Origin of the sequence: Shewanella kaireitica, assembly GCF_023284045.1 — a bacterium.
Taxonomy (GTDB): Bacteria; Pseudomonadota; Gammaproteobacteria; order Enterobacterales; family Shewanellaceae; genus Shewanella; species Shewanella kaireitica.
Genome location: NZ_JAKIKQ010000009.1, coordinates 141,635 through 163,877, shown reverse-complemented (window position 1 = coordinate 163,877; position 22,243 = coordinate 141,635). Strand labels below are relative to the sequence as shown.

At 43.9% G+C, this 22,243-nt stretch carries 20 protein-coding genes; 11 read left to right on the top strand and 9 right to left on the bottom strand.

All coding sequences use genetic code 11. The annotated features are described in order from the left end of the window. Positions 1-532 precede the first annotated feature (532 nt). From L2730_RS13075 to L2730_RS13040, 8 genes are all read left to right on the top strand, one after another. Positions 533-1,558: a hypothetical protein gene (locus tag L2730_RS13075; protein WP_248974990.1), complete on the top strand. Its 1,026-nt coding sequence runs from the start codon at positions 533-535 to the stop codon at positions 1,556-1,558. A 101-nt stretch (positions 1,559-1,659) separates the two neighbouring features. Further along, entirely contained in the window at positions 1,660-2,250 is a 591-nt protein-coding gene (locus L2730_RS13070) for a hypothetical protein (RefSeq protein WP_248974989.1), read from the top strand. A 623-nt stretch (positions 2,251-2,873) separates the two neighbouring features. Continuing rightward, the gene (locus L2730_RS13065; protein ID WP_248974988.1) at positions 2,874-3,530 is read left to right on the top strand and encodes a Bax inhibitor-1 family protein; all 657 of its coding nucleotides are present in this window, start codon (positions 2,874-2,876) and stop codon (positions 3,528-3,530) included. A gap of 31 nt (positions 3,531-3,561) precedes the next feature. Further along, a complete protein-coding gene (locus L2730_RS13060) occupies positions 3,562-4,017 on the top strand; it encodes a GNAT family N-acetyltransferase (protein ID WP_248974996.1) in 456 nt (151 codons plus the stop codon). Positions 4,018-4,252: 235 nt separating this feature from the next. Then, the gene (locus L2730_RS13055) at positions 4,253-4,714 is read left to right on the top strand and encodes a DUF2753 family protein (RefSeq protein ID WP_248974987.1); all 462 of its coding nucleotides are present in this window, start codon (positions 4,253-4,255) and stop codon (positions 4,712-4,714) included. Positions 4,715-4,822: 108 nt separating this feature from the next. Continuing rightward, on the top strand, positions 4,823-5,035 hold the full coding sequence (locus tag L2730_RS13050; RefSeq protein ID WP_248974986.1) for a hypothetical protein: 213 nt from the start codon (positions 4,823-4,825) through the stop codon (positions 5,033-5,035). 8 nt (positions 5,036-5,043) lie between these two features. After that, positions 5,044-5,547: a superoxide dismutase, Ni gene (gene sodN, locus L2730_RS13045; protein WP_248974985.1), complete on the top strand. Its 504-nt coding sequence runs from the start codon at positions 5,044-5,046 to the stop codon at positions 5,545-5,547. Positions 5,548-5,595: 48 nt separating this feature from the next. Next, the gene (locus tag L2730_RS13040; RefSeq protein ID WP_248974984.1) at positions 5,596-5,847 is read left to right on the top strand and encodes a S24/S26 family peptidase; all 252 of its coding nucleotides are present in this window, start codon (positions 5,596-5,598) and stop codon (positions 5,845-5,847) included. Positions 5,848-5,901: 54 nt separating this feature from the next. Here the strand turns inward: L2730_RS13040 and L2730_RS13035 are convergent, their stop codons facing one another. The 6 genes from L2730_RS13035 to betI all read right to left on the bottom strand — a co-directional run bounded on the left by L2730_RS13035 (position 5,902) and on the right by betI (position 12,539). After that, the gene (locus L2730_RS13035; protein WP_220739102.1) at positions 5,902-6,390 is read right to left on the bottom strand and encodes a MarR family winged helix-turn-helix transcriptional regulator; all 489 of its coding nucleotides are present in this window, start codon (positions 6,388-6,390) and stop codon (positions 5,902-5,904) included. Between the two features lie 120 nt (positions 6,391-6,510). Beyond that, the gene (locus L2730_RS13030; RefSeq protein WP_044556495.1) at positions 6,511-7,215 is read right to left on the bottom strand and encodes a TorF family putative porin; all 705 of its coding nucleotides are present in this window, start codon (positions 7,213-7,215) and stop codon (positions 6,511-6,513) included. Between the two features lie 19 nt (positions 7,216-7,234). After that, positions 7,235-8,452, bottom strand: coding sequence for a BCCT family transporter (locus L2730_RS13025; RefSeq protein ID WP_248974983.1), 1,218 nt, complete (start codon positions 8,450-8,452; stop codon positions 7,235-7,237). A gap of 317 nt (positions 8,453-8,769) precedes the next feature. Next, positions 8,770-10,470 carry a choline dehydrogenase gene (gene betA / locus L2730_RS13020; RefSeq protein ID WP_248974982.1) on the bottom strand — a complete coding sequence of 567 codons (1,701 nt, stop codon included), beginning with the start codon at positions 10,468-10,470 and terminating at the stop codon, positions 8,770-8,772. 9 nt (positions 10,471-10,479) lie between these two features. Beyond that, on the bottom strand, positions 10,480-11,943 hold the full coding sequence (betB, locus tag L2730_RS13015; protein WP_248974981.1) for a betaine-aldehyde dehydrogenase: 1,464 nt from the start codon (positions 11,941-11,943) through the stop codon (positions 10,480-10,482). Continuing rightward, positions 11,934-12,539 (bottom strand): transcriptional regulator BetI, encoded by a 606-nt coding sequence (gene betI / locus L2730_RS13010; protein WP_020913831.1) that lies wholly within the window; start codon positions 12,537-12,539, stop codon positions 11,934-11,936. Before betI ends, betB begins: the two co-directional genes overlap by 10 nt. Before the next feature lie 649 nt (positions 12,540-13,188). Here betI and L2730_RS13005 point away from each other — a divergent pair. Then, a complete protein-coding gene (locus L2730_RS13005) occupies positions 13,189-14,163 on the top strand; it encodes a nucleoside hydrolase (protein ID WP_248974980.1) in 975 nt (324 codons plus the stop codon). Between the two features lie 129 nt (positions 14,164-14,292). Here L2730_RS13005 and rbsK read toward each other — a convergent pair whose 3' ends face one another. Further along, the gene (gene rbsK / locus L2730_RS13000) at positions 14,293-15,471 is read right to left on the bottom strand and encodes a ribokinase (protein ID WP_248974979.1); all 1,179 of its coding nucleotides are present in this window, start codon (positions 15,469-15,471) and stop codon (positions 14,293-14,295) included. 1,135 nt (positions 15,472-16,606) lie between these two features. On the opposite strand from rbsK, the gene L2730_RS12995 reads away from it, so the two are divergent. Continuing rightward, positions 16,607-17,575: a hypothetical protein gene (locus tag L2730_RS12995; protein WP_248974978.1), complete on the top strand. Its 969-nt coding sequence runs from the start codon at positions 16,607-16,609 to the stop codon at positions 17,573-17,575. Positions 17,576-18,344: 769 nt separating this feature from the next. Here the strand turns inward: L2730_RS12995 and L2730_RS12990 are convergent. Beyond that, positions 18,345-19,535: an AAA family ATPase gene (locus L2730_RS12990; RefSeq protein ID WP_248974977.1), complete on the bottom strand. Its 1,191-nt coding sequence runs from the start codon at positions 19,533-19,535 to the stop codon at positions 18,345-18,347. Positions 19,536-19,943: 408 nt separating this feature from the next. Here L2730_RS12990 and L2730_RS12985 point away from each other — a divergent pair, with 408 nt between their 5' ends. Further along, positions 19,944-20,657, top strand: a complete 714-nt coding sequence (locus tag L2730_RS12985) for an HAD family hydrolase (RefSeq protein WP_248974976.1) — start codon at positions 19,944-19,946, stop codon at positions 20,655-20,657. A gap of 172 nt (positions 20,658-20,829) precedes the next feature. Here the strand turns inward: L2730_RS12985 and L2730_RS12980 are convergent, their stop codons facing one another. After that, complete coding sequence (locus L2730_RS12980; RefSeq protein ID WP_248974975.1) at positions 20,830-22,242, bottom strand: FAD-dependent oxidoreductase; 1,413 nt, start codon at positions 22,240-22,242, stop codon at positions 20,830-20,832. Position 22,243 lies beyond the last annotated feature (1 nt).

Below are 22,243 nucleotides of genomic sequence, written 5' to 3'. Positions count from 1 at the left end.
TGGGACATCCTGTCCCGCGAAAGCTATGCCCACATCCGTGTGGGCATTACGGCTATTTCTTCAACGTATTTCGGCAACTCCGATGGGGAGTTGGTGTGCTCTGCGAGTTTTGTAACTTGGTTTTGCCCCAAAGTTAGCTAACTTTAGGTTAAACGTGGATTACGTATTCTCATGTAGGTTGAAATGAAGCTGGATATTTACACAGGTATAACTAAAAGTGACTAAAAAGATCCATTATCGCGCAAATAAAGATGCCAAAAACTGTCCTGCTAGGCATCGATAATTTTTTAACATTTCACAAAATCTATAAAAATCAGACTCATGGGAAATATAAAAAAGTGATACACGGACCCATTGAACACCCTAGGCTCTCTTTCTCCGCACTCAACAAGGCCGTTTATGTCGCCTGAACTTAGAAATTATCTATTTACAGCAATGCCTTAGCAGTGATAGCTTGTTAAAAATTTAGCGAGTTGCTAAGAACGTTATCGAGCGACTAATGAATAAGCTGTTATGCATAAAGGATTAAGCAATGGAGTCAATTCCACCATACGAAGGAAAGCCTACTGTTTATCTTGATCAAAATGTTTTAGATTTTTTCACTAAACAAGGATTAGGTGAGTTTGGGCAATTACTTATAAAAGATTATCAAGTAGTTTATTCAGATGAAACGCTTAAAGAAATCCGTCGTTCTAAAGGGTTTGAAGAAAGCTTCCTTAAGGTACTTAAAGACCTTAATGCTAACTATTTAAAATTAGTTGTTGAGCAACCTCACTTTACAATTACTGATAAAGCGACAATAAGCGTGCGTGACCCTTTTGATGTTTATAAAGAGTATTGTGAAAATAGTGATGATGGTGTTGACATAGAACATGCAATGCAACAATGGTTGTTCAAATTTTCTGGTGGAAGAAAAGGTGATAGTTTAAATGATATTCATAAAGAACAAATTGCTGCATTCTCAGAGCTAATGGATTCAATAATGGAAAACTCTGACGAGTTACCCGAAGATGCTCAAAGACAATTAAAAATCTACACTAAGGAAATGACTTCTCAGTACAAAGCAACATTAGAAAAAACTGAAAGCATGATGCTTGAGAATATTGACGATGATAAAAATTGGGATGGTATTAAAGATTTCCGTTCACAGGTAGGAATTGGTCCTAAGCAACTTAATAATATCGAACCGCCAAATGTACTTGTCAAAATCTGGGATAAACTAAGAGCACTTCCAACTTATAGTCAAGCAAATATGGATATAGATGACTTGTTTCAGCTAAAGCAGAATCCCATTTACCCAGAGCAGCCATATTTTAAACACCAAAAAGTGACGGGAATTTATAATATGTTAAACACTTTAGGGTATTATCCCGATTCAAAAGTACACAAAGAAAGACGGTTCATTGCAGCAACAAGTGATAATAGTCACGCATCAATAGCATCTTTTTGTAATTTCCTCTTATCCAACGACGAGCATTTTATTAAAAAGGTAAATGCCGCATATGAGTACCTTGAAATACCCACACTAGCGAAACATGTGGAGTTCAATTATGCATAACAAGTCGTTCAAAAAGTACAAAAAACAGTTGGCTTTTGCTCCTTCATCGCTAATTTTAGCCAACTATTTGATTGCCTCTTAACGAGGCGTTAAATTACTCTGTGGATATTTCAATGTTTGTACTCAGGTTCAGTTTAATTACAATTATTATTTTCTTACAAGGCTGTGTTTCCTATCATAATAAAGTGGTAGGTTTAGAAAAATTTTCTAAAGACTCATCGTATATATATGGTGCTTTGTACATAAGAGGGTCTGGAAACAGTAAGCCTTTAGGTGCCGGTATTGAAGTAAAAGATATTAACACTGGAAATGTATTTAATTTTGAGTTTGAGAGTAAATACAACATAATACTTTCTAAGATACCTCCCGGTAATTACTCTATTACGAGAGTTATTTACACAAACAGTTTAGGGAATGAAAAAAAAGAACTTAAATTGAGTAATATGAACTTTACTATGGTTCAAGGACAAATGGCATATTTAGGGGATTTGCTTGTGACCACAGGTAATATTGCAGAAAATCAAAACACATATTTTAGATATGCTTGGCGGTTTGATGGGGTTATCAATAATTACAAAGACGTCACTTCCTACTTAATAAATGAACACCCTAGTTTTACGTCGGCATTAAAAGCTAATTATTTTACTTTATGGCACGAACGACATCACTACCGTAATTTAACAAGCAAATAAATCAGGACAAAAAAACAGTTGGTTTTTGCTCGTGCCTCGCTTATTTTAACCAACTATTTTATTGCCTCTTAATGAGGCGTTATCGTATATCCGCTTGCCATACTTTCCCTAATGAGAGTTATCACTTTAAGAGCTTTAGCACTAACTCCCTTTTGTCCAATAATGAGCTTGGTCGTTGGGCAGATATCTAGTGACTAACAGCCATTACAGGCTCACCCAATACACCCACTCCCCATCGAATAAGCATGAGGAAGAGAACTTCGTTTGGGGCGATGAGGGGTGACTCTTATGAAATCAAGAGTTGGGCGTAAGCGCTTTGCCCTTTAGCTCGACTCTTTGTTGCAAGACTGGGCGAAGCGCCACGACCTTGGCCAAGCGAAGCTTGATATGTGGCATAGCTACGACTTTAGTTGCTAGCAGCAGTCTAACTCTGGATAAAAGGGGAAACGTTGGTCCCACTTTTAGATATTGGTTTGTATTTCGCTAACGAAAAACAATGATTACTCATTTACAACAATTACTTAGTGATGATAGATTTGCGCCCTAAGTAATTGTTAGCAGTGTTTAGCTCTGCTACTCATTACCGTCAAAAACGGTAAAGATTAAATTTATAGGGACATAAAATGGAAGTGAAAGTATTTAACCGGACTGAAACCAACGATAAGATCATCAGTGGTTCTATTTATAACCTTGTTATCGGCCTAACGCTAATTTGGGGCTTTGCCGTAAATTGGTTGATGGTTGTCAATATCCCGGTTGAATCGATAAGTAGCGTTAACCCGATAATTTTCTTTATTGGTTATTTTGCATCATGTTTTTTTGGTATCTATCTTTTCAGTAAATCCGATAGCCCGATTGTGAGTTTCATCGGCTACAACTTTGTGGTGGTACCTTTTGGGTTAATCATTAACTTGGTGGTAAGCCAATATGATCCCAATATTGTAGTAGAAGCCATCAGAGTCACCGGCATGGTAACGTTTGTGATGATGCTTCTAGGGTCTATGTATCCAGCCTTTTTCAACAAAATCGCGGGTGGCCTTACCGTTGCATTGCTGTGTGTTATTGTGGTGGAACTCATTGAAATATTTATTTTTAACACTCATCACGGTATCTTAGATTGGATCGTTGCGATTATCTTTTGTGGCTATATTGGCTACGATTGGGCGCGAGCGAACGCAATTCCAAAAACCTTTGATAATGCAATTGATAGTGCGGCGGCCTTATATATGGATATTATTAACTTGTTCTTACGCATACTGAGAATATTAGGTCGTAAATAGTCTTTAAACGAGAAGGTTACCTATGGTTAATATGCAGATCCGAGTTGGAGAGTTAGATAACAAACAGGTGTTAGCGCTGTTAAGTGAGCACCATCAAGACATGTTGTCGCACTCACCTGTAGAGAGTGTGCATGCTCTTGATATATCGGGTCTAAAAGCCATTGATGTTACCTTTTGGAGCTTGTGGTGCGCTGATCAATTAGTCGGTATTGGTGCACTAAAACAGCTTGATAAATATCATGGCGAAATTAAATCAATGCGCACTAGCGTTCAATTTCTTCGCCAAGGCGTTGCACATAAAATATTGGCGCATCTGATTGCTGAGGCGAGAACTCGAGGTTATCAGCGCTTAAGTCTTGAGACTGGCTCTATGGATGCTTTTAAGCCTGCACAAAAATTATATCAGCAGTTTGGTTTTCAAGAGTGCTTACCTTTTGGCGATTATAAAGTTGATCCCTATAGCTCTTTTATGACCTTAACCTTGTAATCATCTGGCATTGTTCACATCAATGCCTTTCACTTGCTGCTTGTATCCTCTTTTTTAACCACGATTGCGCCCATTTTAATTCCTGCCTACTGCCAGCCTTTACATAAGTAAATTATCAAAGTGCCATTTGAGCATCGCTTTTAATTGTGTTAGATTTTAATGAGAATCATTCGTATTTAAGTTGTGTTGAATGTAACGATGGTAATTTTGCTATCGCTCGGCGGCACTATATCGGATGAATAACCTCGCGCAACTAAATGGTGGTGAAATGGAAAATTGGCAGCAACTCATGAACTCTGGTAATCAGCATTTTAAAGAAGCAGCTTGGCTGGATGCTCAATATTGCTATCAGCAAGCAGTTTCTTTGATTGAGAGTGAATGGTCACATCAGTTAAGTGACCGAGAGTTATTGTTTGCTTGGATAGCAGGTATGCACAATTTGGCTCATCTGTATGAGTCTCAGCAGCAAAGCGAAATGGCATTACACTATTTGAAGCACGCTCATAAACAGGTGCAAACATTATCAGCAGATGAATCTGTCATTGCAGAGGTGCGAAGCTCTGCATTTAATAGCCTTAGTTTAACCATACCGCCACTCCTTGATTTTGCTAAGCGACACCCAATTTGCGATGACTGTGTGTCGGCGCTAGAGCATACCGCTCAGCAACTTGCTGGGCAAAGTAGTGCATTGCATTAGTCATCAAGAACACATCTATTAGGGCATCAACGTGCAAAGACCGTTTGCTAAATAGCTCAATTTGGGTGTCTGAACGTTTCGCGTCAATTTATATATAAAGGATTATCGATGAATAAAAATAACCTAATAGCAGCTATGACAAGCTTGCTGGTCATATTTTCAACCTCTGCTTTGGCCCATCCAGGTCATGATCATAGTGCCGAGTCCTCAAATCTCATTCATTTGCTTTGGGCGGCTCCTGTCGTTGTTGCTGCCGTATTGGCTTACAAATTACTTAGATCGGCTTTGGTAAAAAGATCATCGCTTGATGGCAATAAATAGGAGCTCAAATGTTAGCGAAGTTACTCGACAGAATTGATAGCAAGCTCCCTTTTGAAGCAGTCTCTGCCCACTGTGATATTCCGTGTAAAATCTATGACCCAATCACAGCGCAACTTGCTGTGTTGACGATGATCCGCATGGTCGATCTGCTTAATGAGCTACCTAAAGCAAGCGAAATGTCGGCTGCTCAACTGGCACAGTTTAACCGTTTGGTGGGGGAGAAAGAGCTGCATGGGAAAAAAGTGAAAGCTGAAATTCAAGTTATCTGGGGCGATTATATAAAACAACCGCAACTGGATGCTTTTCCTGAGTTGCATTCGCTCACACATAACATCATGTTGGCAGCGTCTAAAAGCAAACAACACATTGATCGGGCTGCAACGGTGGAACTGCTTACACTGGTTAATCGCTTCGCAGAGATATTCTGGCTTAGCAAAGGGGTAGAGGTTTATTCAGCAAACTGTCCGTATCCACCTGCTGAACGAGTCATTTACCCAAAACTAGCGTCGTAATAGACAGCTATGTTTGGTTTTAGCCTTAATAAAGTCGCTGGAAACAGCATGTTTCCTCGGCTTAAAAGTGGCAATTTTGTACTGCTATCAGAACACTTTGATAAACAGGCATTAAAAGTGGGTGACATTATCAAACTTCTTCACCCTCGATATGGTTACATCGTTAAAACGTTAGTGGGTATTGACCATACAGGTAGGTATTGGTTTAAAGGCGAGAATAAGGATAGCGTAGGCATTAACGAGATTGGGCCGATTAAAGCCTCTCAAATAAAGAGCAAAGTGATACTGGTAGTGGGTTAATAGCTTGCAAGGGCGCTATCAAGCCTTGAAGCATTATGGAAATATGCTGACTGATTAGCCCTTAGCGGCATCATCCGCTTGGATCTGTCCAACCAAAAGTACTGGTGCAGCATCTAGCTCGTTGGCATCCATCATTGAAGCGATACGTTCAACTGACGATAATAGCTGGCTTTGTTCCCACTGCTCTAGATTTTGGTAGCGAGTAATAAAGTGCTCCTGTAACGGCTTTGGCGAATTGCTCAATAGCGCTTTACCTGAGTCACTCAGTGATAAATGTACCTTACGTTTATCAGTCTCACTGCGAGTTCTAACCACCAACTGACGGCTTTCTAATTTATCGACAATCGTGGTTACTGTGGCTGGACTTAAAGACACCTCTTTGGCGATCTCTTTGGCCAATGGCGCATCAAGTTGCTCGATATTTTGCATTACCATTAGCTGCGGCCCGGTGAGGCCAGACTGCTTATTCAACTGCCGAGAATGGATATCAATGGCACGGATCACTCGACGCAATGAGATCAATAATTCTTCGTACTTTTCCATAACTTTCCCATGCTGGTGATACTGACTTAACGGCTATTTAATGCCAAAAATAAAAATACGGCATAACGACAGAGCGTTATACCGTATTTTAGACTGCATGTGCAACTTAGCTAAGCGATCTTAGAAGTTAAAGGTTCTTGCAACAGACAGTACGGCGCGAGTATCGGCAGTGTCGATATCCATGCTGGTGTCTTCAACGGCTAGATTAAAGTCGAAACCTTTCCAGCTCGTCATGTATTCAGCGCGGTAATGGTTATACGCCTTATCGCCATCCCAAGACCATTTAGCTTCATCGGTAGAGGTAGAACGATCAAAGCTAATACGGATATCGTGACCTTCAGCAACAGTAAATGTGTGCGCGGCCATCATGATGTAGTGGCCTGCATCAACACCAAAGTAATCCCAGGTATACCAGAAGTTCAGCTCAGTTTGACCAGCTGATGAAGCGTAACCAAATTTGGTGTAAACCTCTGGGTATTTGTAATCGCTAGAAGCGTCATCACCATGGTAAGTGTAGTAAGCAATACCAGCATCTAGTGAAACACGTTCGCTTAGCTGGTAAAACATACCGCCGTAAAAGTCTAGTTCTAACCAAGTGTCATCGCCAGAGCCGTAATCAACGTTCGATGCCCAAGTTCCAACATACCAGCCAGCATCGGCTGCATAGTCGAGGCTTGCCTGCAGGGCTGGACCGTTGTCTGTTTGGCTCACACCGTTAAAGGTGTAATCAGAAGTTGCGTTAACGGTTGAGCTCACACCTGCAAAGGCAGAGGTAGGTAAAGCCATTAGGCCTACTAGCGCAAGACTTTTAATTGTTGTTTTCATCATTTCCCTTTCTTTCTTATTAGTTAGCTAATTCAATTTTGCTAAAATCAATTTTGTTTTCTTTTGGTGAATGCTCAATCGCAGCCACTTTGTTAAATTTGGTGGCTAAGATATAACCAAAGCACGCCAAAATAAGTGCAATAGCTAATGCGCCAACCCACTGGATCTCAAGGAAGTTAAGCTGGAACAGTAGTGTCAGACCACTCATTAGCACGATATTGCCGACGATATATTTGGTCTTGCCGAAACGTTCGACCGTAAGGTTTAGGTTGTCGGTATATAGGCGGATCAGTGAGTCGAGTGAGTTGACTACAAAGGTAATGCCCACTAACACCATGGCGATGTTGTAGAAGCCAGTGGTGGCTATCTCATTGGCACTGTAGTAGTACAGCACCGTAAACCAAACGGCGATAGGCAGTGATGGGAATACCATCATCGCAATCAATACCTGATAGGTTTTCATGCCGCCGACAAAGCGAGAAGTAAACTGACCAATCATGATGCTCCAAGCAAACCACCAGAAAAGGTAGAACTCGTGGTAATCATTTAATGGCAACACAAATTGGTGGATATTACCGAAGTAGTCCCCGAGCATGGCAAAGGTAGTGACAAACTCGCCCACACCTGAGTCTTTTGATAAGAATGCGCCGGCCCACATCAAGACAATTAAGCCCATGAACAACCAAGTGCTGGCTAAACTCAACTTACGTACGTAGCGAATACTCGTGCTTGAGTAAACTGCAGCGGCAATAATCACAAATACGATGAGATAGAAGCTGCTAACAACCGTTTCGCCATCGCCCATCTCTGGTAGATACCAAGGTAAGTTGGTCAGTAGTAGGTAAGCGGTAAACGCACAAGTACCAATAATCACCACGTTATTGATGAACTTAATCAGTGGGATTTCGAAGAACTTGACTCTTGGCTCTATGACACAGAAATAGAAACAGGTCAGAAAGTAAAACGCCCAGATTAGAAATGCCCAGAAGCCAAACTCAATGGCGAGTGGATTGGTAAAGCCGTATTCAGGGCTCGCCGCGACGTCAGCGTAACCGCCAAACTCCGTCAGTGGGAACATAATCAGTCCCACGTCCAAACCTGAGGTAAACAAAATGGCGATAAAGGTGAAAGTACGCACGGGTGTGACTCCGACACACTTAACATTGCCCCAGCGATAAATCACAAAAGCGATGGCTGCGAACGTAAATAATATCCCTATAGTAAGCCAAGTAGTCATTACAGAACTCCCGACTTATTGTTGTTATAAAACATGGGTTTAAATCCTTGTGTTTATTATTGTTATGCTAACTTGCGCCAAATTTTGGCCGCAAAAATCCCTCAAGCCTTAATTATCGATTTAACGAAAGTTAAGGTTTGATAAATTACAGTTGGCGATTATGGCCATTTAGCCCTACTTAGCTTAGGCTGACCGAGGCCTATACCCAGCTATTTTGAAATGCGCAAATTGATTGCGGATCATCTCCAGTTCGCTGGGGACATCGACTGGCTTAGCGCTTAAATGCTGCGCTAAACCAAGCGACCTATCTTGTGGCGCTATCTCTTTGGTAATTGGTTGCGCTGTTGTTGCTGCCAATTGTTGGCAGTAATCACTGGCGCTGTGCTCGGCGCTAATGGCGTATGACCTAAAATCAAGTCTGCCGCTCGCTCTGCGACCATAATGGTCGGCGAATTCAAATTGCCATTTGGAATGGTTGGGAAAATAGAGGAATCAACCACTCTAAGGCCTTCCATGCCGCGTACTCGGGTCTGTGAATCAACCACTGCCATCGCGTCTTCGCCCATTTTGCATGAGCAAGATGGATGGTAAGCACTCTCAACTGAGCTTCGTACGAAGCTGTCTATCTGCTCATCGGTTTGCACGCTAATACCTGGCTGGATCTCTTCGCCGCGATATTCATCGAGTGCGTTCTGATTGATGATCTCGCGAGTAAGGCGAACACAGGCGCGAAAGCCTTCAATATCATCTTGATGCGACAGGTAATTAAACTGAATACTTGGCGCAACATGCGCATCACTAGAAACCACTTTAATACTGCCGCGGCTTTTAGGTTTGTTATGGCCAATGTGCACCTGAAATCCATGGCCAGCAAAAGCTTCTTTGCCGTCATAACGCATTGCTGCTGGCAGGAAGTGATATTGTAAGTCTGGCCACTCAAGCCCAGCTTTTGAGCGAATAAATCCACAAGACTCAAAGTGATTAGTGGCGCCCAGTCCAGATTTATTCAAGATCCAACGGGTACCGATAAATAACTTATTCAACGGGTCGAGTTTGCCATTAAGCGATATTGGCTTAAGGCACTTAAATTGGAAATAGAACTCTAGGTGATCTTGTAGATTCTCACCCACTCCAGGCAGTTCATGCACTTGCTCAATGCCAGCTTGTTTTAGAGTATCGGCTGCACCAATACCTGATAGCTGTAGAATGTGCGGCGAACCGACAGAGCCTGCCGAGAGGATGACCTCTTTATTGGCGTTGACCTCGATGTGCTTACCTTTGCGCTCAAAGTGTACCCCGACCGCTTTTTTGCTTTCGCCTGCTTTAGTCGAAAATAATACTTTATGCACCAATGCATGGGTGATAACGGTGAGGTTGCTGCGCTTCATCGCAGGGCGCAGATAAGCATTAGAGGTTGACCAGCGTACACCATTTTTAATGGTCATGTGCATGGCGCCAAAACCTTCTTGCTGTGCGCCGTTGTAGTCATCAGTGGCTAAGTAACCAGCGTCAACGCCAGCATCTACAAAGGCTTTATAGAGCGGGTTTTTCATCTCATTGCCGTTATTAACCGCAAGAGGTCCGGCTACGCCGCGGTAATCGTCTTCACCAAATGCCCAGCTTTCTGCTTTTTTGAAGTAGGGCAGGCAATGGGCATAATCCCAACCTTTAGCACCCTCTTGCTGCCACTCATCAAAATCACGCGCATGGCCACGCACATAGACCATGCCGTTAATTGATGAGGAACCGCCCAGTACCTTGCCTCGAGGGCAGTGCATACGGCGGTTATCAAGATGCGGCTCAGCTTCGGTTTCAAACTGCCAGGCATACTTAGCGGTATTCATTGGAATAGACAGTGCCGTTGGCATCTGAATAAAGATGCTCTTGTCGCTACCACCGGTTTCTAGTAGCAGCACTTTGTTGTTGGCATCGGCAGATAAACGGTTGGCGAGTACACAGCCTGCACTACCTGCACCAACAATAATATAGTCGTACTTTTCGTTTGATTTAGAGGTCATGTCAGCGCCTTAAAATGGACTTTCAAGAGGCTGCATACCCACGTATACGGCTTTGATTTGAGTGTAAGCTTTTAGGGTTTCGCTGCCGTTTTCACGGCCAATACCCGACATCTTATAGCCGCCGACAGGCATCTCTGCTGGTGAGGCGCCATAGGCATTTATCCAGCAAATACCTGCTTGCATCTGATGTATCACGCGGTGAGCGCGGGTAATGTCTTGAGTAAACACGCCTGCGGCCAAGCCTAAGCGAGTGTCATTAGCGCGGCGAATGACTTCATCTTCATCATTAAACGGCAGTACCGACATCACTGGGCCGAAGATCTCCTGTTGGCTTAAGGTCATTTCATCATTGCACTGACCAAAAATAGTCGGCGCAACAAAATAGCCGTTAGGGCAGTTATCAGGGCTTAAAGTGTGGCCGCCTGCAAGTAGCTCAGCGCCTTCTTGCTTGCCAATCTCAATGTAACTCATCACCTTATCCAGGTGCGGTTTAGAGATGAGCGCGCCAAAGTTCGTTGCAGGATCCATAGGATCGCCGCAGACAATATTCTCTTTAGTGCGTTTAAGGAGTTTTTCAATAAATTGAGGGTAGATATCTTGCTGCACAAACACTCGTGTGCCATTGGTGCAAATTTCGCCCTGGGTATAGAAGTTACCTAACATCGCCGCTGATACAGCATTGTCGAGATCAGCGTCGTTGAAGACGATTAGCGGTGACTTACCGCCAAGCTCCATAGTGACTTCTTTTAGTGAGCTGGCAGCTGCTGCCATGACTTTTTTGCCTGTGCCGACTTCACCGGTGAACGACACTTTTGCAATCTCTTCATTATGCGTTAGCCAAGCGCCCACGCGGCCATCACCTTGCACTACGTTGAATACACCATCGGGTACGCCAGCTTCGGTAAATATCTCTGCAAGCTTTAATGCACCAAGGGGCGTTTCTTCCGACGGCTTAAAGATCATCACATTACCGCATGCGAGTGCGGGGGCTGATTTCCAGCAGGCGATCTGTAGCGGATAGTTCCAGGCGCCAATCCCGGCACAAATGCCTAAAGGTTCGCGGCGGGTGTAATAAAAATCATCGCCAACCGATTGTTGGTTGCCTTCGATACTCGGCGCAAGCCCAGCAAAGAACTCAATTGAATCGGCACCGGTCACCACATCAACTACTGAGGCTTCTTGCCATGGCTTACCGGTATCTTGTACTTCTATTGCTGCTAGCTCGTCGTTGCGCTCGCGAAGCAGTGCAACCGCTTTAAGTAAAATACGACTGCGCTCAAAGGTGGTCATTGCCGACCATACGGCTAAGCCTGCTTTGGCACTTTCTATTGCTGCTTGTTGGATCTTTTCATCGGCAACTTCAACTAAATAGTTGACCTTGCCTGTTGCTGGGTTAATCACTTCAAAGGTTTCGCCGCTACTGTTTTTGAGCGCTTGTCCATGGATATAGTTTGGATATACAACTAGTGACATCGGGTTTCTCCGTACTGCATGATCACTGCCTCGATAAAGGCCTTACATAAAATTTGTGCCTGTTCGAACTCTTTCTCTGGTGCAGCGCTCAAGGCACTACGCAACCAAAATCCATCAATCATGGCGGCAGTTTGTTTAGCTGCAGTGATGGCGCTGGTATCGGGAAGTAGTTTTTTGAAAGAGAACAGAAGATTGCTATATAGGCGTTGGCTGTTGATATGTTGCAGCCTTGCAAGCCCTGGCTCGTGCATGGCTTGTGACCAAAAGCTTAACCAGGTTTTGGTTGCCGGTCTTGAGCGTTGCAACTCGGTAAAGTTGGCCTCAACAATGGCGTGTAACCTCGCAAGTGGCAGTAACTCTTTATCTGCCGTGCGGCTCAGTAGCGCTTGTTTAAGCTGATCGAGTAGGTATTTTTGTGTTGCTTCAATTAACCCTTGCTTGCCACCAAAGTAATGGCTAATTAACCCTGATGATAACCCTGCCAAACCACTAATCGTATTGATGGTGGTGTTGTGTAACCCATGTTGTTCAACCGAGACTAAAGTGGCGTCGATGAGCTGTTGTTGGCGGACAGTTTTCATTGGCGGGCGCGGCATAAAAGGCAAGATCCTGAATGGCTATTATTGTTAGTATTTTTGTAGTGTAAATTGTTAATTGAACGTTCAATTAATAACAACTCTAATGGTTAGAGCTGTAACTATCAACCTTTATTAAAATTTGCGACTTGAATCACAGATTCGTTTTGTGGATTTATGCTTGGGAGTGTTTGGCTGTAAGTGGCTGATTAACATAGGACTAAATCAGCGAATGATAAGTGTTCAATCCTAGCTGTTTTGCAAAAAATAAAATTTGAACAAAAATTAGTTTCAACCGTAATCTTTAGTATTCGATAGCTCTTGGGGGTTGTTATTTGAATGACGATGCTTTTGTTTTCAGGGGAGGCGATTAGCCCATAATCAGCTCATTGACGCTAAGGGGATTGCTGCATTATGCCTACTAAGTAAAAGTAGTTTTAAAGCACAAGTTTGATATACGAACCGAGTTGTTCTCTTTTTTGTAGAAGTTATTGGTTTTATCACACTCCTTGTTTAACACTGTCCGTATATTAGGGGGTTGTTAAGCTGCTAAGCTTTTTACGTATTCACTTTTAACTCATTTGATATTGATGTTTATGTCACAGGGCGCTTAATGTGCAACAGCGCAACCGCTGGGTATCGATATCACAAAAACAGGATGATAGATTCAATGGCTAAAAAAATAATATTAGACACAGATCCAGGGATTGATGATGTCATGGCGATCCTGTTCGCTGAGGCGCACCCTGAGATAGAGCTCAAAGCGATAACCACTATTTACGGTAACGTGACCATTGCGGGCGCGACGCATAACGCTCTGTACCTAAAACAAAAGTACGGCCTTGAGGCCGATGTAGCAGAAGGCGCTAGCAAACCCATTGTTAGACCGCCGGTTGGGCCAACAGTAGCGGTACATGGCGAAAGTGGTTTTGGTAATGTGCAGGTACCTGCTGATGTCGCGGGCAAGGCCGATAGTCGCCCAGCTTACCAATATATCATTGACGCGGTAACAGCCGAACCAAACGAGATCACGTTAGTGGCTATTGGACCTTTGACGAATTTAGCGTTGGCGCTGCAAGCTGAGCCTAATATTGTGAATTTGGTTAAGGAAGTGGTGATTATGGGCGGCGCATTTGGGGTTAATGATCACCGCGGTAATGTGACCCCATATGCAGAGGCTAATATCCATGACGATCCTCATGCTGCTGATATTGTATTTGGCGCAGCTTGGCCTGTAGTGATTATTGGGCTTGATGTTACTGAGCAAAGCTTCTTTACGGCAGACTATTTAGACAAGCTGCGTGATGATGCCGCTGAAGTCGGTCAGTTTATTTGGGACGTTAGTCGCTTCTATCTTAAGTTTTACAAAGAGAAAGTGGGCTTAAATGCTTGTCATGTACACGACCCATCAGCGATTGCTTATGTGATTAAGCCAGAGCTGTTCACCCTCAGAGAGGGGCCGGTACGCGTGGTGACTGAAGGACCTGCTGAAGGGATGACCATTCAGAAATTCGATGGCCGTCAATACATGCATGATGAGTGGCAAACTCAAACACCACAGCGTATTGGCGTTGCAGTGAATGATACCGAGCTGCTGGAAATTTACCGCCAAACCATTATTGATTACGGCCAAAAGCAGCAGTGATTATCGGGCTTGAAAGCTGAGGACGGTTTTTAGGCTGAGCGCATAGCTAAAAAAGCCTAGTGTTTAACACTAGGCTTTTTTGTGACTTACAGACTTATGCTAGCAGGAAAACGGTTAAACCTCGGGCTATTAAAGTCTTGCAGCGACTAAGCTCGCATCTGGCATATTCGCTGCGCCTTCACGCTCTACAGCCAATGAGGCATAGGCGTTGGCAAATCTTGCCGCATCCAATAGGCTGTCGCCTTTTACTATTTGCGCAACCAGCGCGCCGTTAAAGGCATCCCCCGCACCCGTGGTATCAGTCACCACGCATTTTATGGCGGCAACTTCGCTGAAACGGCCGTTTTCATACAAAAGTACACCTTGAGCGCCGCGGGTAATAACCACTTTGTTTCCCCCCATTTCACTGATTTTTATCGCGGCTTGTTTAGCGCTATTAAGATCGGTCACTTCGATGCCTGTCATCAAAGACGCTTCAGTTTCATTTGGGGTCACCATATCCACATACTCCAATAAACTTGGAGTCTCGCTATGGTAGGGCGCTGGGTTAAGCACCACATTTACGCCATGGGCGTGCGCTATCTGCATCGCCTGTTTAACCGCATCGATATTGTTCTCAAGTTGAGTCAGCAGCAGATCAGCCCCCACAATGTGTTGCTCCGCTTGTATGATCTCTTGCTGGCTAATTTCAGTATTGGCACCAGAGTGCACTGCAATCATGTTTTCACCGGTTTGCTGACAGACATAGATGAGGGCATTGCCAGTCGGGCTGCTGTCTGATTCGGCGATAATAGTGTTATTGATCCCCGTTGTTGCCAGATGCTCTTTTGCGAAGTGGCTAAATTGGTCTTTACCGATTTTGGTCATAAAGGTGACATTGGCGCCAGCCTTTGCTGCTGCATAAGCTTGGTTTGCCCCTTTACCGCCAGCACCAATATTATTGCTCAGCGCATGTAACGTTTCACCGGGCTGGGGAAAACGCTCCAATGTAGAGACGATATCGACATTAAAAGAGCCGAGTATAAACACCTTGTTATTCATTTCATTACCTCTACGTTTACTAGGAGTCTGCGCGGATGGACTCGATAAACTGGCATTGCTGGTTAACTGTGATAATAGGTTATCCAGACAATATTTATCGGCATCGAACTCCGCTGAGATCTGTACACCACCATGAGTCCTTATCACCTGTCGCTCGTTTTGCAGTAACACCAGATCGCAACGAATGGTCTTGGGCGTGACTTGCAGTAACTTGGCAAGTTGGGCATTGGATAAGGTTTTGTGTTCACTGAGCAGTTTTAAGATCACTGTCAGTCTTTCATTTCGGCTGAGTTTGTTCATAGGGTTGAATATACGCGTAGCGGTTTAAAGAGGTTGTGATTAAGCTAAAAGCTTAGCATGGGAAGTGAACCAAATGGTTTGTTTTTTGGTAAGGGGGGAGTTTTTCTATGGTGTGGATGCGGCCTTGCGGCCGAAAAGTCGTGGCGCTTCGCCCACACCAGAGTCAAGGGGGAAAGCGCTTGTCCCCCTTGACAATCCCTCAGCGCCCCAGACGAAGTTTTCTTCCTCGCACTTATTCAAAATAGCCTAACGCTTCCGATGGGACATCTGATGTAAATGGATTTGCGAATGCCGTGATGGCATGGATGCCAAAGAACGGCCTGTCCTGCGAAAACTATGCCCACATCCGTGTGGGCATTACGGCTATTTCTTCAACGTATTTCGGCAACTCCGATGGGGAGTTGGTGTGCTCTGCGAGTTTTGTAACTTGGTTTGCCCAAATCCAAGTTACGTTCATGAAGCTTTGCTTCCATTTTAAGTAAAAGAAAAGTCGTGGCGCTTCGCCCACACCCGAGCCAAGGGGCAAAGCGCTTGCGCCCCTTGACAATCCCTCAGCGCCCCAGACGAAGTTGTCTCCCTCACACTTATTCAAAATAGCCTAACGCTTCCGATGGGACATCCTGTCCCGCGAAAGCTATGCCCACATCCGTGTGGGCATTACGGCTATTTCTTCAACGTATTTCGGCAACTCCGATGGGGAGTTGGTGTGCTCTGCGAGTTTTTGAAACTAATTTTTGCCCCATAATCATTTTTACTGATAAAAATGGTAAGTAGCACAATTAGAGCTTTGGACTTACAAAAGCTAATGTGGGACGCAAGATACAAGACCTGCCCCCGAGTTATCATATAGGCCGGAGCCTAGAGACTTTTCTTCCTGCGTGAACATTGCACTTTATGCAATGATAGAGGTTCTTTGTTTCACTCAGGCAAAGAAACAGAGAATCAGTTCTTTCTATGTTATAACTCATTGTTGATACACTAGTTTACTGTTAGTCTTGAGTGATTAAAGTACTGGCGACCTGATCTTATTAAGACCGTTCTTATTCGGAATTCAGCCTAATATACTGTTATACATTTTTGAGGCATAATACTTGGAGGTAATATGAGTAAAGCTGGTGATGATTTAGAAAAAATTGTGGCAATAATCGAAAGCTCATTATCTCCTGACTCAGAAATTGAACAAAATGTGTTTCTGCCAGTTTTGAACTCTCCTTCTGCTCGAACTAGGCAATGTGACGTGGTCATTAGGAGCGGACTTAAAGCAAGGCAAACTGTTACATTAGTTGAAGTTCAAGATCGGACATCAAAGGTTAGTATTGGAACGTTTTGCGACTGGTTAGAAAAATTAAAAGAGGTGGGAGCTAACCACCTGATCTGTATTTCTCGGTTAGATTTCCCTGAAAGTGTTAAAGAAAAGGCGTCATTTGAAGGTAATAGAGTGCTTTTGATTAATATCAATAAGCTTTTACCAGAATCAATTCCCCTTGATTTAGTTACATTTCAGTTTTCATATACAAATGTATCAGTAAAAAATGTTGGCAATATTCAGTGTTGCGTTCGACCTGGTAGCTTTATCGGTAAGGCTTCTCCACCGAATTTAGGTCAGCTAGGTGATAAAGTATGGTCTAAAAACAAAGAAGATCGAGTCTCAATATTAGATGTTATTGAGCCAATTCTGAAGGAATTTCATAAAGAGAGCTTTGGTGTTATTCGAAACTCGACAACACTGTCGTTTGAAAAGGATAATCGATTAAAGTTGTACTTCCCAATCGATGGTGATTTTATTGAAGTTGGGTTGGCTATGGAATTAGATTATATCTATGATTCATTTTTTAGCCCATTATCCGTCTCTAGTTATGAACAAGTGGACTCAGGGGCACTTGCTTGGGTATTCGAAATAGAGAAAGATACTAGCCAAGGTATTGTCAAACTTAAAATCCCAGTAGTACCGACATCTTGTGGAAGTTATCGTTTATTGGACTTTATATATGATTCAGAGTTTGATTCAAAGCTTGAACTTGTTGAGTTAAGTAATATCAATACAAAATGTATAACAAACAATTTAAGCTGACAGCCAACGCGTGGCATTTTCAGTTCCAAATGGTTGAGTGTAATCGGCACGTTACTTTGAGTTCAGTTTTGCGTTGGTCTGCAACTTAATTGGGCGTTAAGGATATGTGGGGGCAGGGTAAACTTTAATTGGCTATCCATACATTTACTTATCCCATTCCGGTTTTTAGACCCTTTGCACTAACGCATTTCTGTCCAAAAATAAGCTATCGACTACTTCCTAGCGACTCGTCCGACTTGGGCTGTGCAAGCTTCTAAATCATGGATGATTTAGTAGAGCCTATAGGGATATATTCACGACTTGTAGAAGCTCAATGCAGCTGAATTACATTGGGCTTAACTTAAGGCTCAAATGCTAAATGGTTGCGCTTTTCTAACCGAGTGTAGATACGGCTGAGGCCTTCGAAAACAGGACGTTTTCGTTGAGCCCACAAGGATGTGTTCACGGCGAGCCTCTGCAGTATCTGCACATGCGCCGACCGCAGGTCATTGGAACCACCTTTGTCAGAAGATAACTCACTTTCATCCAAAAGCGAGTTAACGACTACCATGGGCTTGCTAGGTATTCATCTGGGTTGAGCTATGCAACCTGCTAAATCATGGATGATTTAGTAGAGCCTATAGGGATATATTTACGGCGACTTGCAAAAGCTCAAGGCAGCTGAATTGCGCTTGGTTTGCTATATATCCCCTTAACCTCGGTACTGTATCTGCACATACGCCGACCAAAGCTCATTGGAACCACTGATGTCCTATCTTATCAAAGCTGATCAGCCTAATAGGCCTAGAGGCTTACAGCACACACCATATCTTAAGCTGGCTCTACGATGCAGTTCATACACTTCACAACCTAACATTGGCTCAGTTCTGTTGAGCACTGCGCCAAAACGCTCCTGGTAGTCTTCATTGATTTGTTTGGCACTTATTAGCGGAACTTCAATACTGACATCTACACGGCCTTTACGGATCAAAGCAGGATCGAGACTCTCAAGATGGTTAGTGGTCATGACAACAAGACAGTCTTCAAGAGGAATGACGCCGTCTAGTGCGTTAAGTACGCCAGCTAAGGTTAGCGGTGGGTTATCTACGTTACTTTCTGCAGCGCGTGATACCGTAGCCTTTACACAATCACAGTCTTCGATTAATAACATAGCTCCAGGCGGTATCTTTCTAATCGCCTTATGAACAGTGACATCGTTTACAGTAGAAAGATTAAGTATGTATAGATCGCGATCATACTCAACGGCTAAGGCTCTCGCTATACCCGTCTTACCTGTACCTGTTTGCCCATGTAACAGCAGGGTTAGCTTACTGATAACCGATTTACCTCTACTGGCAAAGTCACCAACTTCACGTTGTAACTCCTGCTTAAAGCCGCCATCTAGCACGAGTTCTTTAAAACCCGATGACCTTAATGTGCCATAGCGACACCACTCAGCTTCCTCGAAAATATTAACTTTCGGCGCAGTAGATATGTCTCCACGAGCACCTTCTAAAAAGCTATATAGTTTATCTTTCGACCACCAAGGTACAGCTACCGTAATAGTATCGTACGCCTTAGTGCTGGCTACCTTAGACCGAGTAGCCAGCATGAAGCAACCGTCGTATTTAAACACATGCATGCCGTAACCAATGGACTTAACACTGATAAGACCGTCGTAGCTCGCACTATAGTCAAAATAGACAGCTTCAGAGATAGATCGTGAAAACAGCGGAACGGTAGTGTTACTTATCAGAAAGGACAGCTTATTAAATATCTCTGTGCGCGCTTGCTGGCTGTCGTCGATAGTCAGCCGAATGAACAGCAGGCTGCTGACCCAGCCTAATATTTTCGAGGGGATATCTTTTAATATATAGGCCACAAGTCCTGTTAACGTTAATGTCAGTACTCCGACAATTACAGCTGTCAACAAAGGATCACCGTTGGTGAGTGTCGTTATTTGCAGTAATAACTCGTTCATTTGGTTACTTCTCTTATAAATGCCTAATGGACGTCTTAGAGAGTACTACCAACATAATTGAGGATACTAGCAAGGTATCCTCAGTATGTGCGCTATAGCACGTGGTTAAAACGTGAACTGTGTGGCGCAGAGAGATTTGTGAGCTCAGAGGTACTGATAGCGAGCTTCTGCAGCATCTGCGCATGGATGGTTCATTCAAATCCATATGATCACTATATTCGAACATCCAACCTGGTTGAAGTTACTGAAATATAAAGAAATCAGACTTTAAGTCATCGCTATCGATAACTCATATTGCTAACGGTATTGCATGCTCAATGTTAACTAGGCTAAAAAGTAGCGGTTTATCTGTATGCAAAATACCTTGCGAACGGTATGATTTGCGCTGTTTTCTTTAGCTGTGGGGTAATGATGAAGCTTGATGCGATACTTTGGGATTATGACGGCACCTTGGTGAATTCAGTGCCTAAGAATATTGATATTACTAAAGCTATTTTATCGGTTGTTGCACCGCATTTAACTGGCGACAATCTCCCTCCTTACTTACGTGATGAAGATGCCTATCATGTAGCCAACCACGGCGCGAAAAACTGGCAAGAGTTGTATGTTGATTACTACGGACTCACCCATGATGAAATGATTGTGGCTGGTGGCATGTGGGCTGAGCATCAAGAAAAAAACCAAACAGAAGTGATGCTGTTTGATGGTATCAAGTCTGTAGTGCAGCAGTTTTCTAAGCTACCTCATGGGATCTGTTCGCAAAATTCACAAAACAATATTCGCCGGGTGCTGCAGAACCATGAGATAGACAACCCATTTAAGGCTATTGTCGGTTATGACGATGTGTCAAATGGCAACCAGAAACCTCATCCTTTTGGTGGCATAAAGTGTGTCGAGTCAATGCTCGATAGTGCTGATGGACAACTATTGATGTATATCGGCGATCACGAAGCTGACACCCAATTTGCTCGTAACCTGCAAGCTGCCTTGGGTGAAGACACTCAGGTAATAGCAGTTGCTGCGGGTTACAGTCGCTCTGAGCCAAGCCGTTGGCAGACACAACCCGACTACATTGCGCACCAAGTAGAAGACTTAATGGATATTATTGGTAAGTACGCATAGCTGTATCCTAGATTTTAAAAGGCATAACTGCAGCTAAGCTAATCTGTTATTTGCTTGGGCTTTTAACAAAAAAAAGCGCTCCATTCGGAGCGCCAATCACAAACAACTTTTTAGTTGATTAAGGGCGTATTGACTCTGCCATTAACCACTTGTTAGTTATTACCAATGGCTATCATTCGTCCTCTAGGTAATTAAGGATCCCCATGGCGGCGTCACGGCCTTCGGCAATGGCGGTGACCACAAGATCTGATCCGCGAACCATATCGCCGCCGGCAAACACTTTAGGGTTGCTGGTCTGAAATGGGTTGTCAGCCACTTTTGGCGCTTTGACTAATCCCCAATCATTGAGCTCAATGTTGTAATCGCCTAGCCATTTTGCTGGGCTTGGCTGGAAACCAAAGGCGATAATAATCGCGTCGGCGTCCAATACTTGCTCGCTACCAGCAATAGGCTGTGGACGGCGACGACCGCTATCATCGGCGTCACCTAACTCGGTTTCGATGCACTCGATACCAACGACTTTGCCGTCAACCGTTTTGATCTCACTGGGTTGGCGGTTAAAGAGAAACTCAACCCCCTCTTCACGGGCATTTTGCACTTCGCGGCGTGAACCGGGCATGTTCTCTTCGTCACGGCGATATGCACAAGTGACTTGAGTGGCACCTTGACGTACGGCGGTGCGAACACAATCCATGGCGGTATCACCACCACCGAGAACCACGACACGCTTTCCTTCAAGGCTTAGGTATGGATTATCAACACATTCGGTGCCCATCACATTGTGGGTATTACCGATAAGGTAGGGCAGCGCTTGATGTACACCGGTCGCATCTTCGCCGACGAGGTTGGCTTTCATCGCGGTGTAGGTGCCCATGCCTAAAAAGACTGCGTCGTAGTTTTCTATTAGTTCTTTAAAGTCGACATCTTTGCCAACGGTAACCCCAAGCTTAAACTCTATCCCCATGCCCTCAAGCACGTTGCGGCGAATTTGCATCACCTCTTTGTCGAGCTTAAATGACGGAATACCGTAAGTAAGTAGGCCACCAATCTGCACGTTCTTGTCATATACAACGGCTTGTACTCCGTTGCGAGCCAAGATATCGGCGCAGCCAAGACCTGCAGGTCCTGCGCCAATAATTGCCACTCGCTCTTTACGGGCGGTGACTTTTGACATATCCGGTCGCCAGCCTTGTGAAATAGCGGTATCGGTGATGTACTTTTCGACGTTACCAATAGTCACCGCACCAAACTCTTCGTTAAGGGTACAAGCCCCTTCACAGAGTCTGTCTTGTGGGCAAACTCGGCCACAGATCTCAGGCAGAGTATTGGTCTCGTGGACAAGGTCCGCCGCTTCCATAATACGTCCCTGTTTGGCCAGTTGCAGCCAGTTAGGGATGTAGTTATGCAGTGGGCACTTCCACTCACAATATGGGTTACCGCAGTCTAAACAGCGGTCTGCTTGCTCTTTTACCTGTGGTTGGGCAAAGGGCTGGTAAATTTCTATAAACTGCGTTGCACGCTGTTTGGCTGCGTGTTTAGTTGGGTCTTTGCGCCCAACTTCAATAAACTGGAAATCATTGCTCATT

Excerpts from the sequence above, each read along its gene's own strand:
- L2730_RS13075 (WP_248974990.1), top strand. The coding sequence starts at position 533 with ATGGAGTCAATTCCACCATACGAAGGAAAGCCTACTGTTTATCTTGAT.
- L2730_RS13065 (WP_248974988.1), top strand. The coding sequence starts at position 2,874 with ATGGAAGTGAAAGTATTTAACCGGACTGAAACCAACGATAAGATCATC.
- L2730_RS13060 (WP_248974996.1), top strand. The coding sequence starts at position 3,562 with ATGCAGATCCGAGTTGGAGAGTTAGATAACAAACAGGTGTTAGCGCTG.
- L2730_RS13055 (WP_248974987.1), top strand. The coding sequence starts at position 4,253 with ATGAATAACCTCGCGCAACTAAATGGTGGTGAAATGGAAAATTGGCAG.
- L2730_RS13050 (WP_248974986.1), top strand. The coding sequence starts at position 4,823 with ATGAATAAAAATAACCTAATAGCAGCTATGACAAGCTTGCTGGTCATA.
- sodN (WP_248974985.1), top strand. The coding sequence starts at position 5,044 with ATGTTAGCGAAGTTACTCGACAGAATTGATAGCAAGCTCCCTTTTGAA.
- L2730_RS13040 (WP_248974984.1), top strand. The coding sequence starts at position 5,596 with ATGTTTCCTCGGCTTAAAAGTGGCAATTTTGTACTGCTATCAGAACAC.
- L2730_RS13035 (WP_220739102.1), bottom strand. The coding sequence starts at position 6,390 with ATGGAAAAGTACGAAGAATTATTGATCTCATTGCGTCGAGTGATCCGT.
- L2730_RS13030 (WP_044556495.1), bottom strand. The coding sequence starts at position 7,215 with ATGAAAACAACAATTAAAAGTCTTGCGCTAGTAGGCCTAATGGCTTTA.
- L2730_RS13025 (WP_248974983.1), bottom strand. The coding sequence starts at position 8,452 with ATGACTACTTGGCTTACTATAGGGATATTATTTACGTTCGCAGCCATC.
- betA (WP_248974982.1), bottom strand. The coding sequence starts at position 10,470 with ATGACCTCTAAATCAAACGAAAAGTACGACTATATTATTGTTGGTGCA.
- betB (WP_248974981.1), bottom strand. The coding sequence starts at position 11,943 with ATGTCACTAGTTGTATATCCAAACTATATCCATGGACAAGCGCTCAAA.
- betI (WP_020913831.1), bottom strand. The coding sequence starts at position 12,539 with ATGCCGCGCCCGCCAATGAAAACTGTCCGCCAACAACAGCTCATCGAC.
- L2730_RS13005 (WP_248974980.1), top strand. The coding sequence starts at position 13,189 with ATGGCTAAAAAAATAATATTAGACACAGATCCAGGGATTGATGATGTC.
- L2730_RS12995 (WP_248974978.1), top strand. The coding sequence starts at position 16,607 with ATGAGTAAAGCTGGTGATGATTTAGAAAAAATTGTGGCAATAATCGAA.
- L2730_RS12990 (WP_248974977.1), bottom strand. The coding sequence starts at position 19,535 with ATGAACGAGTTATTACTGCAAATAACGACACTCACCAACGGTGATCCT.
- L2730_RS12985 (WP_248974976.1), top strand. The coding sequence starts at position 19,944 with ATGATGAAGCTTGATGCGATACTTTGGGATTATGACGGCACCTTGGTG.
- L2730_RS12980 (WP_248974975.1), bottom strand. The coding sequence starts at position 22,242 with ATGAGCAATGATTTCCAGTTTATTGAAGTTGGGCGCAAAGACCCAACT.